The 19,766-nt window shown below is 62.7% G+C and carries 17 protein-coding genes and 4 tRNA genes; all 21 read left to right on the forward strand.

Features of this window, described 5'->3' with window-relative positions; genetic code table 11:
- Positions 1-5 precede the first annotated feature (5 nt).
- The 21 genes from PCLY_RS14690 (at position 6) to PCLY_RS14790 (ending at position 19,712) form a co-directional block, all read left to right on the forward strand.
- Complete coding sequence (locus PCLY_RS14690) at positions 6-527, forward strand: type II secretion system protein M (RefSeq protein WP_061240410.1); 522 nt, start codon at positions 6-8, stop codon at positions 525-527.
- Positions 528-966: 439 nt separating this feature from the next.
- Positions 967-1,740, forward strand: coding sequence for an ABC transporter substrate-binding protein (locus tag PCLY_RS14695; protein WP_061240389.1), 774 nt, complete (start codon positions 967-969; stop codon positions 1,738-1,740).
- 227 nt (positions 1,741-1,967) lie between these two features.
- A complete protein-coding gene (locus PCLY_RS14700) occupies positions 1,968-2,657 on the forward strand; it encodes an ABC transporter permease (RefSeq protein WP_061240390.1) in 690 nt (229 codons plus the stop codon).
- A gap of 10 nt (positions 2,658-2,667) precedes the next feature.
- Positions 2,668-3,366, forward strand: coding sequence for an ABC transporter permease (locus PCLY_RS14705; protein WP_061240391.1), 699 nt, complete (start codon positions 2,668-2,670; stop codon positions 3,364-3,366).
- 28 nt (positions 3,367-3,394) lie between these two features.
- Positions 3,395-4,159, forward strand: coding sequence for an ABC transporter ATP-binding protein (locus PCLY_RS14710; RefSeq protein ID WP_061240392.1), 765 nt, complete (start codon positions 3,395-3,397; stop codon positions 4,157-4,159).
- Between the two features lie 55 nt (positions 4,160-4,214).
- The gene (gene argR, locus PCLY_RS14715; RefSeq protein ID WP_061240393.1) at positions 4,215-5,195 is read left to right on the forward strand and encodes a transcriptional regulator ArgR; all 981 of its coding nucleotides are present in this window, start codon (positions 4,215-4,217) and stop codon (positions 5,193-5,195) included.
- Positions 5,196-5,543: 348 nt separating this feature from the next.
- Positions 5,544-6,764, forward strand: a complete 1,221-nt coding sequence (locus PCLY_RS14720; RefSeq protein WP_061240394.1) for an aspartate aminotransferase family protein — start codon at positions 5,544-5,546, stop codon at positions 6,762-6,764.
- A gap of 109 nt (positions 6,765-6,873) precedes the next feature.
- Positions 6,874-7,890, forward strand: a complete 1,017-nt coding sequence (gene aruF / locus PCLY_RS14725) for an arginine/ornithine succinyltransferase subunit alpha (protein ID WP_061240395.1) — start codon at positions 6,874-6,876, stop codon at positions 7,888-7,890.
- A gap of 99 nt (positions 7,891-7,989) precedes the next feature.
- On the forward strand, positions 7,990-9,006 hold the full coding sequence (gene astA, locus PCLY_RS14730) for an arginine N-succinyltransferase (RefSeq protein ID WP_061240396.1): 1,017 nt from the start codon (positions 7,990-7,992) through the stop codon (positions 9,004-9,006).
- Between the two features lie 62 nt (positions 9,007-9,068).
- Entirely contained in the window at positions 9,069-10,532 is a 1,464-nt protein-coding gene (astD, locus tag PCLY_RS14735; protein ID WP_061240397.1) for a succinylglutamate-semialdehyde dehydrogenase, read from the forward strand.
- Positions 10,532-11,878, forward strand: a complete 1,347-nt coding sequence (astB, locus tag PCLY_RS14740; RefSeq protein WP_061240398.1) for an N-succinylarginine dihydrolase — start codon at positions 10,532-10,534, stop codon at positions 11,876-11,878. Before astD ends, astB begins: the two co-directional genes overlap by 1 nt.
- Before the next feature lie 26 nt (positions 11,879-11,904).
- Positions 11,905-12,183, forward strand: a complete 279-nt coding sequence (locus PCLY_RS14745) for a hypothetical protein (protein ID WP_061240399.1) — start codon at positions 11,905-11,907, stop codon at positions 12,181-12,183.
- 17 nt (positions 12,184-12,200) lie between these two features.
- Positions 12,201-13,214: a succinylglutamate desuccinylase gene (gene astE, locus PCLY_RS14750; RefSeq protein ID WP_061240400.1), complete on the forward strand. Its 1,014-nt coding sequence runs from the start codon at positions 12,201-12,203 to the stop codon at positions 13,212-13,214.
- Positions 13,215-13,423: 209 nt separating this feature from the next.
- Positions 13,424-14,428, forward strand: a complete 1,005-nt coding sequence (ltaE, locus tag PCLY_RS14755; RefSeq protein ID WP_061240401.1) for a low-specificity L-threonine aldolase — start codon at positions 13,424-13,426, stop codon at positions 14,426-14,428.
- 268 nt (positions 14,429-14,696) lie between these two features.
- Complete coding sequence (gene alaS, locus PCLY_RS14760) at positions 14,697-17,321, forward strand: alanine--tRNA ligase (protein WP_061240402.1); 2,625 nt, start codon at positions 14,697-14,699, stop codon at positions 17,319-17,321.
- Positions 17,322-17,423: 102 nt separating this feature from the next.
- Positions 17,424-18,662 carry an aspartate kinase gene (locus PCLY_RS14765; RefSeq protein WP_061240403.1) on the forward strand — a complete coding sequence of 413 codons (1,239 nt, stop codon included), beginning with the start codon at positions 17,424-17,426 and terminating at the stop codon, positions 18,660-18,662.
- Between the two features lie 191 nt (positions 18,663-18,853).
- The gene (gene csrA / locus PCLY_RS14770) at positions 18,854-19,039 is read left to right on the forward strand and encodes a carbon storage regulator CsrA (RefSeq protein WP_003244478.1); all 186 of its coding nucleotides are present in this window, start codon (positions 18,854-18,856) and stop codon (positions 19,037-19,039) included.
- A gap of 61 nt (positions 19,040-19,100) precedes the next feature.
- Positions 19,101-19,191: transfer RNA gene (locus PCLY_RS14775), tRNA-Ser, on the forward strand.
- A gap of 71 nt (positions 19,192-19,262) precedes the next feature.
- Positions 19,263-19,339: transfer RNA gene (locus PCLY_RS14780), tRNA-Arg, on the forward strand.
- A 110-nt stretch (positions 19,340-19,449) separates the two neighbouring features.
- Positions 19,450-19,526 (forward strand) — tRNA-Arg (locus tag PCLY_RS14785).
- Between the two features lie 109 nt (positions 19,527-19,635).
- Positions 19,636-19,712: transfer RNA gene (locus tag PCLY_RS14790), tRNA-Arg, on the forward strand.
- The last annotated feature ends 54 nt before the right edge of the window (positions 19,713-19,766 follow it).

A 19,766-nucleotide genomic window follows, 5' to 3' on the forward strand; every position in this document is an offset into this window, starting at 1 on the left:
GCGGTATGTCGAGAACGGGATTGAGCGAAAACCTGCACCTGCACTGGCAGCGCTCGCCACTGGCGCAACGCTGGCAGGCGCTGCCTGCGCGTGATCGCCTGGCGTTGATGGCGTTGAGCGCTTTCCTGCTGCTGGTGCTGTTCTACCTGGCCTTGTGGCAGCCGGCGCAGCGTCATGCCCAGGCGGCGCGCGCCGCGTTCGAAGAGCAGCGCGCGCTGTATGCCTATCTGCAGAGCCGTGCACCGCAGCTGCAGGGGCGCGATCTGCAGCCGCGCGCCAGCCTCGACCCGGCACGCCTGCAGGGCGTGGTCACGGCCAGCGCGGCGCAGCAGGGGCTGGTGATCGAGCGTCTGGATACCGAGGGCGTAGGCGCGGTGCAGGTCAGCCTGCAGCCAGTGGCGTTCGCCCAGTTGCTAGGCTGGATCGAGGCGCTGGAAGCGCAGGGCGTGCGCGTCGAGGAAGCCGGCTTGGACCGCGCCGAGGAAAATCGCGTGACCACCCGTCTCAGCCTGCGGGTAGATGGCTAGGGTGCGCCATGCGCACCCTAAGGTTTGCATGGCGCCACGGTAACATCACGCACCCGATTGGGCGCTTAGGGAACGTTGGTGCGCCGATACGGTGCCATTTCCAATGCTGGATGACGCGGTAAAGCGGCGTTGAAGCCCATGAAACGGGCTTTCGCTGATTGATGGCCTGAGTATTGCTAAAGATATAGGTTTACCTTTTTCTCTTGATCACTGCTTTTGCGGGCTGTCAATATCTGCCCTCGGTGCTTCCTGCGCTTCTGTAATTAGTTGTCGCATTGAAGAAATATCGCCTCATTGCCTGCCGCTAGAATGCCGCTCACCCAGCCAAGGCCCTTTGTCGCTCGTCCTACACGACCGTGCCGCACTGCCTTCTATAACCCATAAAAGGCCCGGGCCCCTCACTGCCATCGATGCCATACCCAATTCGAAGGAGCAAAGAATGAAGAAGATCGCACTGCTCGGCGCCCTGGCGCTGTCCCTGATGTCGCCCCTGGCCCTGGCCGAGAAGCCGTTGCGCATTGGTATCGAGGCGGCCTACCCACCCTTCGCATTCAAGACTCCTGATGGCCAGATTTCCGGCTTCGACTACGACATCGGCAATGCCCTGTGCGAAGAGATGAAGGTCGAGTGCAAGTGGATCGAGCAGGAGTTCGATGGCCTGATCCCGGCCCTCAAGGTCCGCAAGTTCGACGCCGTGCTGTCGTCGATGTCGATCACCGAAGATCGCAAGAAATCGGTGGACTTCACCGGCAAGTACTACGCCACTCCCGCCAAACTGGCGATGAAGGCCGGTACCGAGCTCAAGGATCCGCTGGTCGACCTGAAAGGCAAGAAGATCGGCGTGCAGCGCTCGTCCGTATATGACCGTTACGCCACCGACATCTTCGCTCCGGCGGGCGCCGAAATCGTGCGCTACAGCTCGCAGAACGAAGTCTTCCTGGACATGCAGTCCGGTCGCCTGGATGCCACGCTGGCCGATTCGGTGAATATCGATGACGGCTTCCTCAAGACCGACGGCGGCAAGGGCTTCGCCTTTGTAGGCCCGGACTTCACCGACGTGAAGTACTTCGGCGAAGGCCAGGGCATCGCCGTGCGCAAGGGTGACAAGGCGCTGGCCGACAAGATCAGCGCAGCCATCCTGGCCATTCGCGCCAACGGCAAGTACAAGGAAGTGCAGGACAAGTACTTCGACTTCGACGTTTACGGCGAGTAAGCGCTTCGAGACGGATGAAGTGGCACTAACCTTTGCTAGAGGGTGTTTACAAAGCGCAGCAATTTGTAGACATCCTCTGAGGTTGTGCCACTTTTTTCTTGGTTAATCCTGTAGGTATCGGCTGTCTGTTCGTCCGTGCTGGCGTTCAGGCGTTGTAGGTCGCTGCGGCGACATCCATTTCCTTTGTGCGATACGGCGCCACCCCGGTGCCTGAGAGGTATTGGCGCATGCTTCAAGGCTACGGCTCGACCATTCTCGAGGGTGCCTGGCTTACCGTGCAGCTGGCGCTGTTGTCGATGGCGGTCGCCGTCGCACTTGGCCTGCTTGGTGCGGCTTTTCGTCTGTCGCCAGTGAAATGGCTGGCCCTGCTGGGCGAGACCTACGCCACGGTGATTCGCGGTATTCCCGAACTGGTGCTGATTCTGCTGATTTTCTTCGGCGGTCAGGATCTGGTGAATCGCATCGCTCCGCTGCTGGGCTATGAGGATTACATCGACATCAATCCCTTCGTGGCGGGTGTCGGCACGCTGGGCTTCATCTACGGTGCTTATCTGTCGGAGACCTTTCGCGGTGCCTTCATGGCCATCCCGAAAGGGCAGGGCGAAGCTGGCATGGCCTATGGCATGAGCCCGCGCCGGGTGTTCCTGCGCATTCTCGTGCCGCAGATGATCCGCCTGGCGATTCCAGGCATCACCAACAACTGGCTGGTGCTGGTCAAGGCCACCGCGCTGATCTCCCTGGTCGGCCTGCAGGACATGATGGCCCGCGCCAAGAGCGCCGGTGACGCGACTCGCGAGCCGTTCACTTACATCCTCCTGGCGGCGGCGGTGTACCTGGCGATCACCAGCGTGTCGCTGCTGGTACTGCGCTATCTCGAACGGCGCTATTCGGTCGGCGTAAAAGCCGCCGAACTCTGAGGGAGTGACCATGCTTTTCGATTACAACGTGGTTCTCGACAGTCTGCCGCTGTACTTCGGTGGTGTGCTGGTGACCCTCAAACTGCTCATCATTGCGCTGGCCGTGGGCCTGCTGCTGGCGGTGCCGCTGGCGATCATGCGGGTGTCGAAGCAAAAGCTGGTCAACTTCCCGGCGTGGCTCTACACCTATGTGATCCGTGGCACGCCGATGCTGGTGCAGTTGTACCTGCTGTACTACGGCCTGGCCCAGTTCGAAGCGGTGCGCGAGAGCTTCCTGTGGCCTTACCTGTCCAGCGCCACTTTCTGCGCCTGCCTGGCCTTTGCCATCAATACCAGTGCCTACACCGCTGAAATCCTCGCTGGTAGCCTCAAGGCCACGCCGCCCGGCGAGATCGAGGCGGCCAAGGCCATGGGCATGTCGCGCGGCAAGCTCTATTCGCGCATCCTGCTGCCGTCGGCGTTGCGCCGGGCGCTGCCGCAGTACAGCAACGAGGTGATCATGATGCTGCACACCACCAGCCTGGCCTCGGTGGTGACCCTCATCGACATCACCGGTGCGGCCAAAACCGTCAGCTCGCAGTACTACCTGCCGTTCGAGGCCTACGTCACCGCCGGCCTGTTCTACCTGGCATTGACGTTCATCCTGGTGCGCCTGTTCAAGCTGGCCGAACGCCGCTGGCTGGCTTACCTGGCGCCGCGCAAGGCCTGATGCCATGACGATTCAAGAGAACCCGAACATGTACAAACTCGAAGTTCAGGACCTGCACAAGCGCTACGGCAGCCATGAGGTGATCAAGGGCGTATCGATGGCGGCCAAGGCCGGCGACGTGATCAGCATCATCGGTTCCAGTGGCTCGGGCAAAAGCACCTTCCTGCGCTGCCTGAACCTGCTGGAGCAGCCGCATGCCGGCAAGATTCTGCTCAACGGCGAAGAACTGAAACTGGTGCCGGCCAAGGATGGTTCGCTGCGCGCCGCCGATGCCAGGCAGCTGCAGCGCATGCGCTCGCGCCTGGCCATGGTGTTCCAGCACTTCAACCTGTGGTCGCATATGAGCGCCCTGGAAAACGTGATGGAAGCGCCGGTGCACGTGCTCGGAGTGAACAAGGCAGAAGCCCGCGACAAGGCCGAGCATTATCTGGCCAAGGTTGGCGTTGCGCACCGCAAGGACGCCTACCCGGCGCACATGAGCGGTGGCGAGCAGCAGCGCGTGGCCATTGCCCGTGCCCTGGCCATGGAGCCGGAAGTGATGCTGTTCGACGAGCCGACGTCGGCACTCGACCCTGAGCTGGTCGGCGAAGTGCTCAAGGTCATGCAGGACCTGGCCACCGAAGGGCGCACCATGGTGGTGGTGACTCACGAAATGGGTTTCGCCCGCGAGGTGTCGAATCAGCTGGTGTTCCTGCACAAGGGGCTGGTCGAAGAGCGCGGTTGCCCGAGGGACGTGCTGACCAATCCGCAATCCGAGCGACTGCAACAGTTCCTTTCCGGCAGTCTCAAATAATAAGAAGCTAGACTGCGCACTGAACCGGTGCGCAGCGGACCTTGAACAGACACTAATGACCCCCCATCGAATCGGCTTTTTATACTGGCCCGGCACCAAGGCCCTGACCCTGTCCCTGGCGGAGGAAGCCTTGCGTGTCGCCCAGCGGGTGCATCCGGAAGTGGTGTACGAGCTGGTATTCCTCCAGGCCGAGCCGCTGGCAGCGGGGGACTGGCGTTTGCCAGGCGAGCCCTGGGCCGGGCATCTGGAAGGGCTGGACAAGCTGTTCCTGCTCGCCGATGCGCCGCCGGCGCAGGTGTCCGCCGGCCTGGCGGCGGCGCTCAAGCAGCAGGTGCGCGGCGGTTGTGTGATCGGCGGGCTGTCTGCCGGGGTCTATCCGCTGGCTCAGCTTGGTTTGCTCGACGGTTATCGCGCCGCGGTGCACTGGCGCTGGCAGGACGATTTTTCCGAGCGTTTCCCCAAGGTCATCGCCACCAGTCATCTGTTCGACTGGGATCGCGACCGGCTGACCGCTTGCGGTGGTCTTGCCGTACTCGACCTGCTGCTGGCGGTGTTGGCGCGCGATCACGGCGCCGAACTGGCCGGTGCGGTGAGCGAGGAACTGGTGGTCGAGCGCATTCGCGAGGGCGGTGAGCGTCAGCGTATTCCACTGCAGAATCGCCTCGGCTCCAGTCATCCGAAGCTGACCCAGGCGGTGCTGCTGATGGAGGCCAATATCGAGGAGCCGCTGACCACCGACGAGATCGCCCAGCACGTGTGCGTGTCGCGCCGGCAGCTGGAGCGCATCTTCAAGCAGTACCTCAATCGCGTGCCGAGCCAGTATTACCTGGAGCTGCGCCTGAACAAGGCGCGCCAGTTGCTGATGCAGACCAGCAAGTCGATCATCCAGATCGGCCTGTCCTGCGGTTTCTCCTCGGGGCCGCATTTCTCCAGCGCCTATCGCAATTTCTTCGGCGCGACGCCGCGCGACGACCGTAACCAGCGTCGCAGCAACAGCCCCTTCGAACTGACGTCGACGCCGGTCGAGCGCGGCTGAGACGGCATTTTCTGAGCGCTTGTCTCCCCTCTCCCGCTTGCGGGAGAGGGGCGGGGGAGTAGGTCGTGCATGGGCTATACGAGCGTGGGTTTCGATACCGGCCAGTCAGCTTGCGGAGATTTTTTTCGCCGGCGTGCTCCAGGCAGCGATCTGCGATTAAACTGCGCCTTTCCGACGCTTTCTGTCGCTTGGACGAAAACCCGCGGAAAACCTGGGGTGGCGCTGTAAGAAGTTGTCGCATGGCGACAATGCCGGCCCTGATTCAGTCCCTACAATCCTTGCATTCCCTGTCGTTTCGGGCGCTTCGTCGCCTGCCTGCGGCGGGTATTTCTCATCAGGAGAGCTTTGATGTCCGTTCAGCACGATGCGGTGCAACGCGCCGATTTCGATCAGTTCATGGTCCCCAACTACGCCCCTGCTGCCTTCGTACCCGTGCGCGGCCTGGGTTCGCGAGTCTGGGATCAGAGCGGTCGAGAGCTGATCGACTTCGCCGGCGGCATCGCTGTCAACGTGCTTGGCCACTGCCACCCGGCGCTGGTCGCGGCGCTCACCGAGCAGGCCAATACCCTGTGGCACATCTCCAACGTGTTCACCAACGAGCCGACCCTGCGCCTGAGCAAGAAGCTGGTCGAGGCAACCTTCGCCGAGCGCGTGTTCTTCTGCAACTCCGGCGCCGAGGCCAACGAGGCGGCGTTCAAGCTGGCGCGTCGTGTCGCCCACGACCGCTTCGGCCCGGACAAGCACGAAATCATCGCGGCCACCAACAGCTTCCACGGTCGTACCCTGTTCACCGTCAGCGTCGGCGGCCAGCCGAAGTACTCCGATGGTTTCGGGCCGAAGATCCAGGGCATCACCCATGTTCCGTACAACGATCTGGAGGCGCTGAAAGCCGCCATTTCCGACAAGACCTGCGCCGTGGTGCTGGAGCCAATCCAGGGCGAGGGCGGTGTGTTGCCGGCGGACAAGGCCTACCTCGAAGGCGCTCGCGAGCTGTGCAATGCACACAACGCCCTGCTGGTGTTCGATGAGGTGCAGAGCGGCATGGGCCGTACCGGTGAACTGTTCGCCTACATGAATTACGGCGTGGTGCCGGACATCCTCTCCAGTGCCAAGAGCCTGGGCGGTGGTTTCCCCATCGCGGCGATGCTCACCACCACCGATCTGGCCACGCATTTCCCGCCCGGCACCCACGGCACCACCTACGGCGGTAACCCGCTGGCCTGCGCGGTCGGCGAGGCGGTGCAGGATATCGTCAATACCCGTGAAACCCTGGACGGTGTGAAGGCCAGGAGCGAGCAATTCAAGACCCGCCTGCTGGCCCTGGGCAAGCAGTACGGCCTGTTCGAGCAGGTGCGTGGCATGGGCCTGCTGCTCGGCTGCGTGCTCAACGAACAGTGGAAGGGCAAGGCCAAGCAGGTGCTCGATGCCGCCAGCGCCGAAGGCCTGATGATTCTGCAGGCTGGTCCGGACGTGGTGCGCTTCGCCCCGAGCCTGGTGGTCGAAGAAACCGATATCGAAGAAGGCCTGACTCGTTTCGAGCGTGCGCTGGGCAAACTGACGGCGGCCTGAGTCCTTGCTGACTTCCAGTGGGAGGGGCTTTAGCCGCGCCAGTCGCCGCTGAAGTGCCTCCCACGCTGGCTACCAACCTTGCAGCTTCCGTGTTTAGAAGGAGTGACCCATGCTGGTGATGCGCCCTGCGCAAATGGCGGACCTGGCGGACGTGCAGCGACTGGCTGCTGACAGCCCGGTGGGTGTCACTTCGTTGCCGGACGATGCAGGCCGGCTGGGCGACAAGATCGCTGCCTCGGAGGCGTCGTTCGCCGCTGAGGTCAGTTTCAATGGCGAGGAAAGCTACTTCTTCGTCCTCGAGGACACCGAGAGCGGTCGTCTGGTCGGTTGCTCGGGTATCGTCGCCTCGGCTGGCTACTCCGAGCCCTTCTACAGCTTTCGCAACGAAACCTTCGTGCACAACTCGCGCGAGCTGAAGATCCACAACAAGATTCACGTGCTGTCGCTGTGTCACGACCTGACCGGCAACAGCCTGCTCACCAGCTTCTATGTCGAGCGTTCGCTGGTCAGCAGTGCATTCGCCGAGCTTAACTCGCGTGGGCGCCTGCTGTTCATGGCCGGGCACCCGGAACGTTTCGCCGATGCTGTGGTGGTGGAGATCGTCGGCCACAGCGACGAAAAGGGCGATTCGCCGTTCTGGGAAGCGGTAGGGCGTAACTTCTTCGACATGACCTACGCCGAGGCTGAGCGTCTGTGCGGGCTCAAGAGCCGTACCTTCCTCGCTGAACTGATGCCGCATTACCCGATCTACGTGCCGCTGCTCTCCGACGAGGCGCAGGAGGCCATGGGACAGGTGCATCCGCGTGCGCAGATCACCTTCGACATTCTCATGCGCGAAGGCTTCGAGACCGATCACTACATCGACATCTTCGACGGTGGCCCGACTCTGCATGCGCGCACGTCGGGCATCCGCAGCATCGCGCAGAGCCGCCTGGTGCCAGTGAAGATCGGCGAGGCCGACGGCGCAGGGCGCCAGTATCTGGTGAGCAACGGTCAGTTGCAGGATTTCCGCGCCATCGTCTCCGAACTCGACTGGGTGCCGGGCAAGCCCGTTGTGCTCAGTGCACAAACGGCCGAGGCGCTGGGTGTCGGTGAAGGCGCCAGTGTCAGGTTGGTAGCGCTTTAAATAGAAGGCTGCAGACTGCGAGCAGCAGGCTGCAGGCAGAGAATTGAGGCTTCTGCCCAAGGCCTGGCGCCTGTGGCTGGAAGCTGAACCGGAGGTTCTATGATCGTTCGTCCCGTGCGCAGTGCCGACTTGCCGGCTCTGATCGACCTGGCTCGCAGCACTGGTGCTGGGCTGACCACGCTGCCCGCCAACGAGCAGCGCCTGGCGCATCGGGTCGGTTGGGCGGAGAAGGCCTTTCGCGGCGAGGCCGAACGCGCCGATGCCGACTATCTGTTCGTGCTCGAAGACGATGCCGGCAAGGTGGTCGGTATTTCTGCGGTGGCAGGCGCCGTCGGTCTGCGTGAGCCCTGGTACAACTATCGGGTTGGCCTGACCGTCAGCGCCTCGCAGGAGCTGAACATCCATCGCCAGGTGCCGACCTTGTTCATGGCCAACGACCTGACTGGCAACTCCGAGCTGTGCTCGCTGTTCCTGCATGCCGATCACCGCACGGGCCTCAACGGACGTTTGTTGTCCAAGGCGCGCTTTCTGTTCATCGCCGAGTTTCGCGAGCTGTTCGGTGACAAGGTGATCGCCGAGATGCGCGGCATGTCCGACGACCGCGGGCGTTCTCCCTTCTGGGAGAGTCTCGGCCGGCATTTCTTCAAGATGGAATTCTCCCAGGCGGACTACCTCACCGGCGTCGGCAACAAGGCCTTCATCGCCGAGCTGATGCCGAAGTTTCCGCTCTACACCTGTTTCCTTTCCGAAGATGCACGCGCCGTGATCGGCCGTGTTCACCCGGACACCGAGCCGGCGCTGGCCATGCTCAAGGCCGAGGGCTTCAGCTACCAGGGCTATGTCGACATCTTCGATGCCGGCCCGGCGATCGAGGCGGAGGCCGCGAAGATTCGCGCCGTGCGCGATAGCCAGAATCTGGTGCTGGCCATCGGCACGCCGGGTGACGACGCCGAGTCCTTCCTGGTGCACAACCGCAAGCGCCAGGATTGCCGGATCACCGCCGCGCCCGCGCGCCTGGCGGCCGGCACCCTGGTGGTCGATCCGCAGACTGCCAGACGTCTGCGTCTGTCCGCTGGCGATCAGGTACGCGCCGTGCCGCTGGCGGCGCACGGCTGAGTCATGGGTTTTGCCCGGCGGCTCGTGCGGCTGCCGTTGAATGCTGGGAGTGGTAGAACAAGATGAACACTCATTACATCGCAGGGCAGTGGCAGCCTGGTCAGGGCGAGCCGCTGCAATCGATCGACCCGGTCAGCCAGGCCGTGCTGTGGCAGGGCCAGAGCGCCACGGCCGCGCAGGTCGACGCCGCCGTGGCCGCTGCCCGTGGCGCGTCCTCGCTGTGGGCCGCGCATTCGCTGGATGGCCGTATCGCCGTGCTGGAACGGTTCGCCGCCTGCCTGAAAGCGCGGGCGGACGAAGTGGCCCGGGCAATTGGCGAGGAGACCGGCAAGCCGCTGTGGGAGGCTGCCACCGAGGTCAACAGCATGGTGGGCAAGGTCGCGATTTCCATTCAGAGCTACCGTGAGCGCACTGGCGAGAAGAGCGGCCCGCTCGGCGACGCCACCGCGGTGTTGCGCCACAAGCCGCATGGTGTGGTCGCGGTGTTCGGCCCCTACAACTTTCCCGGGCACCTGCCCAACGGTCATATCGTGCCGGCGTTGCTGGCCGGCAACTGCGTGCTGTTCAAGCCCAGCGAGCTGACGCCGAAGGTGGCCGAGCTGACCGTGCAGTGCTGGATCGAGGCCGGGCTGCCCGAGGGCGTGCTCAACCTGTTGCAGGGGGGGCGCGAAACGGGTGTCGCCCTGGCCGGCCACCCCGGTATCGACGGGCTGTTCTTCACCGGCTCCAGCCGTACCGGTAACCTGCTGCACGCCCAGTTCGCCGGCCGTCCGGACAAGATCCTGGCACTGGAGATGGGCGGCAACAACCCGCTGATCGTCGATCAGGTCGCGGATGTCGAGGCTGCGGTCTACACCATCGTCCAGTCCGCGTTCATCTCGGCCGGCCAGCGCTGCACCTGCGCGCGCCGCCTGCTGGTGCCGCAAGGCGAGTGGGGCGATGCCCTGCTGGCGCGCCTGGTGCAGGTGACGCGGCAGATCCGGGTCGGTCGTTTCGACGAGCAGCCGGCGCCATTCATGGGCTCGGTGATTTCTCTGCAGGCCGCCGGGCAACTGATGCAGGCACAGCAGCACCTGTTGGCTGGCGGCGCCACGGCATTGCTGGAAATGACCCAGCCGCAGGCCGATGCTGCACTGCTGACGCCCGGTATCCTCGATGTCACGGCGCTGAGCGAGCGCCCGGACGAGGAGTTTTTTGGCCCGCTGCTGCAGGTGATTCGCTACGACAGCTTCGAATCTGCCATCGCCGAGGCCAACGCCACCGCTTACGGGCTGGCCGCTGGCCTGTTGTCCGACTCTCGCGCGCGCTTCGAGCAATTCTGGCTGCATAGCCGCGCCGGCATCGTCAACTGGAACAAGCAGCTCACCGGTGCCGCCAGCACTGCGCCGTTCGGCGGTATTGGCGCCTCGGGCAACCATCGCGCCAGTGCCTATTACGCCGCCGATTATTGCGCCTACCCGGTGGCCGGGCTCGAAAGCGAAAGCCTGACCCTGCCCGCGACTCTGACTCCGGGAGTGACTTTGTGATGTCCGCTTTTGAAATGAATGTCGATGGCCTGGTCGGGCCGACGCACAACTACGGTGGGCTGTCCTACGGCAACGTTGCCTCGCAGAGCAACAGCCATGCCGCATCGAGCCCCAGGGATGCGGCCAAGCAGGGCCTGGCGAAGATGAAGGCGCTGATGGACATGGGCTTCAAACAGGGCGTGCTGGCCCCGCAGGAGCGCCCGGATGTTGCTGCGCTGCGTCGTCTGGGCTTTACCGGCAGCGATGTCGAGGTGATCGCGCGTGCTGCGCGCGAAGCCATGCCGCTGCTGGTGGCGAGCTGCTCGGCCTCGAGCATGTGGACGGCCAACGCCTGCACCGTCAGCCCCAGCGCCGACACGGCAGACGGTCGCGTGCATTTCACCGCCGCCAACCTCAACTGCAAGTTCCACCGCAGCATCGAACACCCGACCACCAGCCGCGTGCTGCAGGCAATGTTCGCCAATGACGCGCACTTCGCCCATCACCCGGCATTGCCGGCGGTGGCGCAGTTCGGTGACGAGGGCGCGGCCAACCACACGCGTTTCTGCAAGGGTTATGGCGACGCGGGGGTGGAGTTCTTCGTCTACGGCCGCAGTGCCTTCGACACCCGTTATCCGGCGCCGGCGCGTTATCCGGCGCGCCAGACCCTGGAGGCCAGTCAGGCGGTCGCCCGCCTGCACGGGCTGAGCGATGCAGGCGTGGTCTATGCCCAGCAGAATCCGGCCGTGATCGATCAGGGCGTGTTTCACAACGATGTGATCGCGGTGGGCAATGGTGAGGTGCTGTTCTATCACCAGGACGCCTTCCTCGACACCGACAAGGTGCTGGCCGAACTGGGCGACAAACTGGCTCGCCGTGGTGGCAACTTCCAGGCGGTGTGCGTGCCGGGTTCTGCCGTCAGCGTGCAGGATGCCGTGCGCTCCTACCTGTTCAACAGCCAGCTGTTGAGCCGTGCCGATGGCAGCATGCTGTTGGTGGTGCCGGAAGAGTGCCGCAACAACCCCAGTGTCTGGCGTTACCTGCAACAGCTGACCGCCAGCGGCGGGCCGATCCGTGAGGTGCGAGTGTTCGACCTCAAGCAGAGCATGCAGAACGGCGGCGGCCCGGCATGCCTGCGTCTGCGCGTGGCGCTCAACGAGCAGGAGCTGGCGGCAGTCAATCCCGGGGTGGTGATGAGCGACGCGCTGCACGATACCCTGGTGGCCTGGGTCGACAAACACTACCGCGACCGATTGAGCGAAGCCGATCTGGCCGACCCGCAATTGTTGAGCGAATGCCGCACGGCATTGGATGAACTGACACAGATCCTTAAACTGGGCTCGGTCTATCCTTTCCAGATAGCCTGAACCTGACCTCGATTCCCGGAGATTTTATGAGCGATGCGCTGCAACTGATTCTTGAAGACAACGACGGCACCCAGCTGGAAACCTCCTGCAGCCGCTTTGCCGTGGTCTGGCAGGGCAAGGAAGTGTGGGTCCAGGCCGTTGGCGATCAGTTGCTGATCGGTGTCGACGTGGAGGAGGGCGATACCGAATACGTCAACCTGCTGCTGCGTCCGCAGGCCACCAACCTGGTCAGCCTGCAGCTGGAGATGGAGCCGATGATCGCCGATGAGGACGATCATGTTCATGGCCCGGACTGCAATCACTAAGCCTTGAGGAGTGTCCGATGCTTGTCCTCGGAAAGCTGCTTGAACTGACCCTGGCCGGCCACGAGCCGTCGGCGAAGATTCAACTGACGCCCGATGGCACGCGTTTGCGCTGGCTCGACGAAGGCGCGCTGGAGGTGACCCCACCTGCGGCGCGCGACAACGGCCTCGACCTGCTGCTGTCGGCAGGCGTCCACGGCAACGAAACCGCGCCGATCGAACTGCTTGATCGCCTGTTGCGGGGTATCGCGCGCAACGAGTTGCATCCAACAGCACGCATTCTCTTTCTGTTCGGCAATCCCGAGGCTATGCGCCGTGGCGAGCGTTACGTCGAGCAGGACCTCAATCGCCTGTTCAGCGGTCGTCATGAGCAGTCCAGTGGCTTCGAGGCCATCAGGGCCTGCGACCTGGAGCACCTGGTCGTCAACTTCTTCGGCAAGGACACCGGCCGCACACGGCTGCACTACGACCTGCATACCGCCATCCGTGCTTCCAAGATCGAGCAGTTCGCCCTCTACCCCTGGCAAGAGGGGCGCGCGCATTCCCGGCGTGAGCTGGAGCGCCTGCACGCTGCCGGTATCGAGGCGGTGTTGCTGCAGAACAAGGCGTCGACCACGTTCAGTGCCTACACCTACGCGCAGCTGGGTGCCGAAGCCTTCACCCTGGAGCTGGGCAAGGCCCGTGCCTTCGGGCAGAACGAGCTGGTCCACCTCGACCTGCTGGAGAACGCCCTGCACGCGCTGATCGAAGGGCGCGAGGTGATCAGCGGCGAGCCGACGCTCGACGGCATGCAGCTGTTCGCGGTATCGCGTGAGGTGATCAAGCACAGCGACAGCTTCCAGTTGCACCTGCCTGCCGACATCGAGAACTTCACCGAGTTGGAGCGCGGCTATCTGCTTGCCGAAGACATTGCCGACAGCCGCTGGGTGGTGGAGGAGCAGGGCGCGCGCATCATCTTCCCCAATCCCAAGGTCAAGAACGGCCTGCGCGCCGCCATCCTGATCGTCCCGGACGACGGTGCCGGCCTGGTTTAGCCTGCGCGCCATCTGCCTGGGTATCCGGGCGGCATCCCGTAGGAGCGGCTTTAGCCGCGATACACCTCGCCGTCTGGGCTAACGCCACCTGTCAGCAGAGACAGTCGGCTCGCTCGCCGTTCCGCCGGATTTCGCCTCAACTGTATCTTGTGGCGGGCTTCGCCACCTCTTTAGCATGGGCCTTTCGCCAATTGCCGGGAAAGCCTGTCATGCCTCTGATCGACCTGCGTAGCGACACCGTCACTCAACCCACTGCCGCCATGCGTGAAGTCATGATGACTGCCGAGCTGGGCGATGATGTCTATGGCGAAGACCCCACGGTAAACCGTTTGCAGACCTGGTTGGCCAGCGAGCTGGGCTTCGAGGCGGCGCTGTTCGTCCCTACCGGCACCATGAGCAACCTGCTCGGCCTGATGGCCCACTGCGAGCGCGGTGACGAATACATCGTCGGCCAGCAGGCGCACACCTACAAATATGAGGGCGGCGGCGCCGCCGTGCTCGGCTCCATCCAGCCGCAACCGATCGAGGGCGAGGCCGATGGCTCGCTCGACCTGGCCAGGGTCGAGGCGGCGATCAAACAGGACGACTTCCATTTCGCCCGTACACGCCTGCTGGCGCTGGAAAACACCATGCAGGGCAAGGTACTGCCGCTCGACTACCTGGCTGCCGCCCGCGAGTTTACTCGCCGTCGTGGCTTGAGCCTGCATCTCGATGGTGCCCGCCTGTATAACGCGGCGGTCAAGCTCGGGGTGCCGGCGCGCGCGATTACCCAGCATTTCGATTCGGTCTCGGTATGCCTGTCCAAGGGGCTCGGGGCGCCGGTCGGCTCGGTGCTCTGCGGTAGTGCCGCGTTGATCGACAGGGCGCGCCGTTTGCGCAAGATGGTCGGCGGCGGCATGCGTCAGGCCGGTGTGCTGGCGGCGGCTGGTCTTTATGCGCTGCAGCACCAGGTCGAGCGCCTGGCCGAGGACCATGCCAAGGCCGCGCGCCTGGGTGAGGCGTTGAGTGAATTGGGCTACAGCGTCGAGCCGGTACAGACCAATATGGTCTATGTGCAGCTCGGTGAACGTGCCGGCCAGATCAAGGCCTTCATGGCTGAGCGCGGCATTGCCGTCACCGCTTCGCCGCGTCTGCGCCTGATCACTCATCTGGATGTCGGGTCCGAAGGCGTCGAGCGGGTGATCGAGGCGTTCGCTACTTTCCGCGATCATTGATCCTGCGGCCGGCCGTCCCTGGCGGTCGGTTGTCAACAAGGCACTAGCCGTGGGCAGCAGGCCCGATATAATGCGTCCCTTTGCAGACTGCGTGACAACTGCTGCGCCCGGTCATGTTGCGTTGGAAAACGGCTCAGAATGCTCATTTACACTCAGTAAATTGCGCACGTTCGCCGGTTTTTGCCTCGCCTGACCTTCGCTCGCGACGTTTTCACGCTCTCTACCTTGCCGGCTCTGCCGTGGCCGCCTGATTCCGTGGATGACCCCTATGAAAAGCGCAGAAATCCGTGAAGCCTTCCTGAGCTTCTTCGAAGAAAAAGGGCACACCCGTGTCGCTTCCAGCTCGCTGATTCCAGCGAACGACCCGACCCTGCTGTTCACCAACGCAGGCATGAACCAGTTCAAGGACTGCTTCCTGGGCCTGGAAAAGCGCGCCTACACCCGCGCCACCACCAGCCAGAAGTGCGTGCGTGCGGGCGGCAAACATAACGACCTGGAAAACGTCGGTTACACCGCGCGTCACCACACCTTCTTCGAAATGCTGGGCAACTTCAGCTTTGGCGACTACTTCAAGCGTGACGCCATTCATTACGCCTGGGAGTTCCTGACCTCCGAGAAGTGGCTGAACCTGCCCAAGGAAAAACTCTGGGTCACCGTCTACGCCACCGATGACGAGGCCTACGACATCTGGACCCGCGAAGTGGGCATTCCCAGCGAGCGGATGATCCGCATCGGCGACAACAAGGGCGCGCCGTATGCCTCCGACAACTTCTGGGCGATGGGTGACACCGGGCCGTGCGGTCCGTGCACCGAGATCTTCTTCGACCATGGCGAGCACATCTGGGGCGGCCCACCCGGCAGCCCGGAAGAGGACGGTGACCGCTACATCGAGATCTGGAACAACGTGTTCATGCAGTTCAATCGCACTGCCGATGGCGTGCTGCATGCGCTGCCGGCACCGAGCGTGGACACCGGCATGGGCCTGGAGCGCATCAGCGCCGTGCTGCAGCACGTCAACTCGAACTACGAGATCGACCTGTTCCAGAATCTGCTGGCCGCCTCGGCCAAGGCCATCGGTTGCGCCAACGCGGGCGAGGCGTCGCTGAAGGTGGTGGCTGACCACATTCGTTCCTGCAGCTTCCTGATCGCCGATGGCGTGACGCCGTCCAACGAAGGCCGTGGCTACGTGCTGCGCCGCATCATTCGTCGCGCCTGCCGTCACGGCAACAAGCTGGGCGCTAAAGGCAGCTTCTTCTACCAGATCGTCGCCGCGCTGGTGGCCGAGATGGGTGAAGCCTTCCCCGAGCTCAAGCAGCAGCAGGCGCACATCGAACGCGTGCTGAAAACCGAAGAAGAGCAGTTCGCCAAGACCCTGGAGCAGGGCCTGAAGATCCTCGAGCAGGACCTGCTCGAGCTCAAGGGCAACGTCATTCCCGGTGACGTGGTGTTCAAGCTGTATGACACCTACGGTTTCCCGGTCGACCTGACCGCCGACATCGCCCGTGAGCGCGAGCTGTCGGTGGACGAAGAAGGCTTCGAGCGTGAAATGGAGGCGCAGCGCGAGCGTGCCCGTTCCGCCAGCGCCTTCGGCATGGATTACAACGCGCTGGTGAAAGTCGATACCGACACCAACTTCCTCGGTTACGAAGGCACCAGCGGCAGCGGCAAGATCATCGCCCTGTTCAAGGCCGGCACCGCGGTCGATAGTCTCGCCGAAGGCGAGGAGGGCGTGGTGGTGCTGGACCAGACCCCGTTCTACGCCGAATCCGGCGGTCAGATCGGTGACTGCGGTTATCTGGAGGGCGCCGGCGTGCGCTTCGACGTGCGTGACACCACCAAGGCGGGCGGCGCTTTCCTGCACCACGGCGTAGTCGCCAAGGGCGGCCTGAGCGTCGGCACCAGCGTCAAGGCCGAGGTCGAGGCCGATGTGCGTCAGGCTACCGCGCTGAACCACTCGGCGACTCACCTGCTGCATGAAGCCCTGCGTATCGTGCTCGGCGACCATGTGCAGCAGAAGGGCTCGTTGGTCAACAGCCAGCGCCTGCGCTTCGACTTCAGCCACTTCGAGGCGATCAAGCCGGAGCAACTCAAGCAGATCGAAGACATCGTCAATCGCGTGGTGCGCGAGAACTCGGCGGTGGAAACCGAGATCACTGATATCGAGACCGCCAAGGCCAAGGGCGCCACGGCGCTGTTCGGCGAGAAGTATGGCGATCAGGTGCGTGTACTGAGCATGGGCGGCGATTTCTCCGTCGAACTGTGCGGCGGTACCCACGTTTCGCGTACTGGCGATATCGGCCTGTTCAAGATCGTCAGCGAGGGCGGCGTAGCTGCCGGCGTGCGTCGTATCGAGGCGGTCACCGGTGCGCAAGCGCTGGCCTGGCTCAATGGCGCCGAGGAGCAGCTCAAGGAAGCCGCTTCCCTGGTCAAGGGCAATCGCGACAACGTGCTGGACAAACTCTCGGCACTGATCGAGCGCAACCGTCAGCTGGAAAAGGAACTGGAGCAGCTCAAGGCCAAGGCCGCCAGTGCCGCTGGTAACGACCTGGCGGGCTCGGCCGTGGACGTGAAAGGCACCAAGGTGCTGGCTGCGCGTCTCGATGGCCTGGACGGCAAGGCGCTGCTGGCACTGGTCGACCAGCTGAAGAACAAGCTGGGCAGCGCGGTGATCCTGCTCGGCGGCGTGTTCGACGAGAAGGTGGTGCTGGTCGCGGGCGTGACCCAGGATCTGACCGCCAAGCTCAAGGCCGGCGACCTGATGCGTCAAGCCGCTGCAGTCGTCGGTGGCAAGGGCGGTGGTCGTCCGGACATGGCCCAGGGCGGCGGCGTCGATGCCGGCAAGCTGGATGAAGCCCTGGCCTTGGCCGCGGCTCTGGTCGAGCAGGCTTCGTAACGAGCGAGAAAGCGGGGCCCGCAGTGCGTCCGGCGGGCCTTGGCAGTATGACCCGATGCGGGTTTAATGGGCGCCCTTCGAGGAATCAGGCGGCTTTTTGAAATGGCTTTGATCGTACAGAAGTTTGGGGGCACCTCCGTCGGCACCATCGAGCGTATCGCGCAGGTAGCCGACAAGGTGAAGAAGTTCCGCGAGAACGGTGACGACATCGTCGTCGTGGTTTCCGCCATGAGCGGCGAAACCAACCGCCTGATCGATCTGGCTAAACAGATCACCGATGGCGAGCCGGTTGCGCGTGAGCTGGATGTCATGGTGTCCACTGGTGAGCAGGTGACCATTGCCCTGCTGGCGATGGCGCTGATCAAGCGTGGCGTGCCGGCGGTGTCCTACACCGGCAACCAGGTGCGCATCCTCACCGACAGCGCGCACAACAAGGCGCGTATTCTGCAGATCGATGACCAGAAGATTCGTGCTGATCTCAAGGCCGGTCGCGTCGTCGTGGTTGCAGGTTTCCAGGGTGTCGATGAGCACGGCAATATCACCACCCTCGGTCGTGGTGGTTCCGATACCACCGGTGTGGCTCTGGCAGCGGCGCTGAAAGCCGAGGAATGCCAGATCTACACCGATGTCGATGGTGTCTACACCACCGACCCGCGTGTGGTGCCCAAGGCCCAGCGCCTGGAAAAGATCACCTTCGAAGAGATGCTGGAAATGGCCAGCCTCGGTTCCAAGGTGCTGCAGATTCGCTCGGTGGAGTTCGCCGGCAAGTACAACGTCCCGCTGCGCGTTCTGCACAGCTTCCAGGAGGGGCCGGGCACCCTCATTACCCTTGATGAAGAGGAATCCATGGAACAGCCGATCATTTCCGGCATCGCCTTCAATCGCGACGAAGCCAAGCTGACCATCCGTGGGGTGCCGGATATCCCCGGCATCGCCTTCAAGATTCTCGGCCCGGTGAGCGCCGCCAATATCGAAGTGGACATGATCGTGCAGAACGTTTCGCACGATAACACCACCGATTTCACCTTCACCGTGCATCGCAACGACTACAACAACGCCCTCAGCGTGCTGCAGAAGACGGCTGAGGAGCTGGGCGCTCGTGAGGTGGTGGGTGACACCAACATCGCCAAGGTGTCCATCGTCGGTGTCGGCATGCGTTCCCATGCTGGCGTTGCCAGCCGCATGTTCGAGGCTCTGGCCAAGGAGACCATCAACATTCAGATGATCTCCACCTCCGAGATCAAGGTGTCCGTGGTGATCGAAGAGAAGTATCTGGAGCTGGCGGTACGCGCCCTGCATACCGCCTTCGAGCTGGATGCCCCGGCCCGACAGGGTGAGTGAATGCACTGATTCGAAAGGCGCGGCTGGTTCCGCGCCTTTCGTTTTTTTGACTGGTGCGCGGGAACTTTCTTTCTACGCGGGCTGGTCAATACTTGGGTGGAGGCTTTCGGGCTTGATTTAGCCGCAAGCTGGCACCATTTTCTTTTTTGCAGACTGTTGTCCTGAATAATGTAATCCGTGAGGAGAAAGGAATGCTGATTCTGACTCGCCGGGTCGGAGAGACCCTGATGGTCGGTGATGATGTAACTGTCACCGTGTTGGGTGTGAAAGGCAATCAGGTGCGCATTGGTGTCAATGCGCCGAAAGAGGTTGCCGTACACCGTGAAGAAATCTACCAACGCATCCAGAAAGAGAAGGGTGACGAACCAAGCCACTAATTTTTCTACAAATTTCTGTTTGCAAACGGGGAAAACATGTTTATCATGCGCCCCGTGTTGCGGAGAGGTGGCCGAGTGGCCGAAGGCGCTCCCCTGCTAAGGGAGTACACCTCAAAAGGGTGTCGGGGGTTCGAATCCCCCCTTCTCCGCCATTATTCAGCGAGTCGGGCGCAAGCCAGGCTGGCGAATCAACCAGAGGTGATCTGGTATAAAAGCACCGACCGGACTCATAGCTCAGCTGGATAGAGTACTCGGCTACGAACCGAGCGGTCGGAGGTTCGAATCCTCCTGAGTCCGCCATATTCAATGGCTTGCATCGCTGCAAGCCATTTTGTTTCAGCCAGTGGTGGTCTGGTTTAAAAGCACCATAAGATCGCACGAAAGGCACTGCCTTGAAGGCGCTCTGCAACGGACTCATAGCTCAGCTGGATAGAGTACTCGGCTACGAACCGAGCGGTCGGAGGTTCGAATCCTCCTGAGTCCGCCATATTCAATGGCACTGCAGCGATGCAAGGTCATGTTTCAACCAGCGGTGATCTGGTCTAAAAGCGCCATAAGATCGCGCGAAAGGCACTGCCTTGAAGGCGTTCTGCAACGGACTCATAGCTCAGCTGGATAGAGTACTCGGCTACGAACCGAGCGGTCGGAGGTTCGAATCCTCCTGAGTCCGCCATATCGAAAGGGCCTGCAGAAATGCAGGCCCTTTTTCTTTGTGCGTTATTTCTTC

The organism is Ectopseudomonas composti (genome assembly GCF_001567565.1).
Taxonomy (GTDB): Bacteria; Pseudomonadota; Gammaproteobacteria; order Pseudomonadales; family Pseudomonadaceae; genus Aquipseudomonas; species Aquipseudomonas composti_A.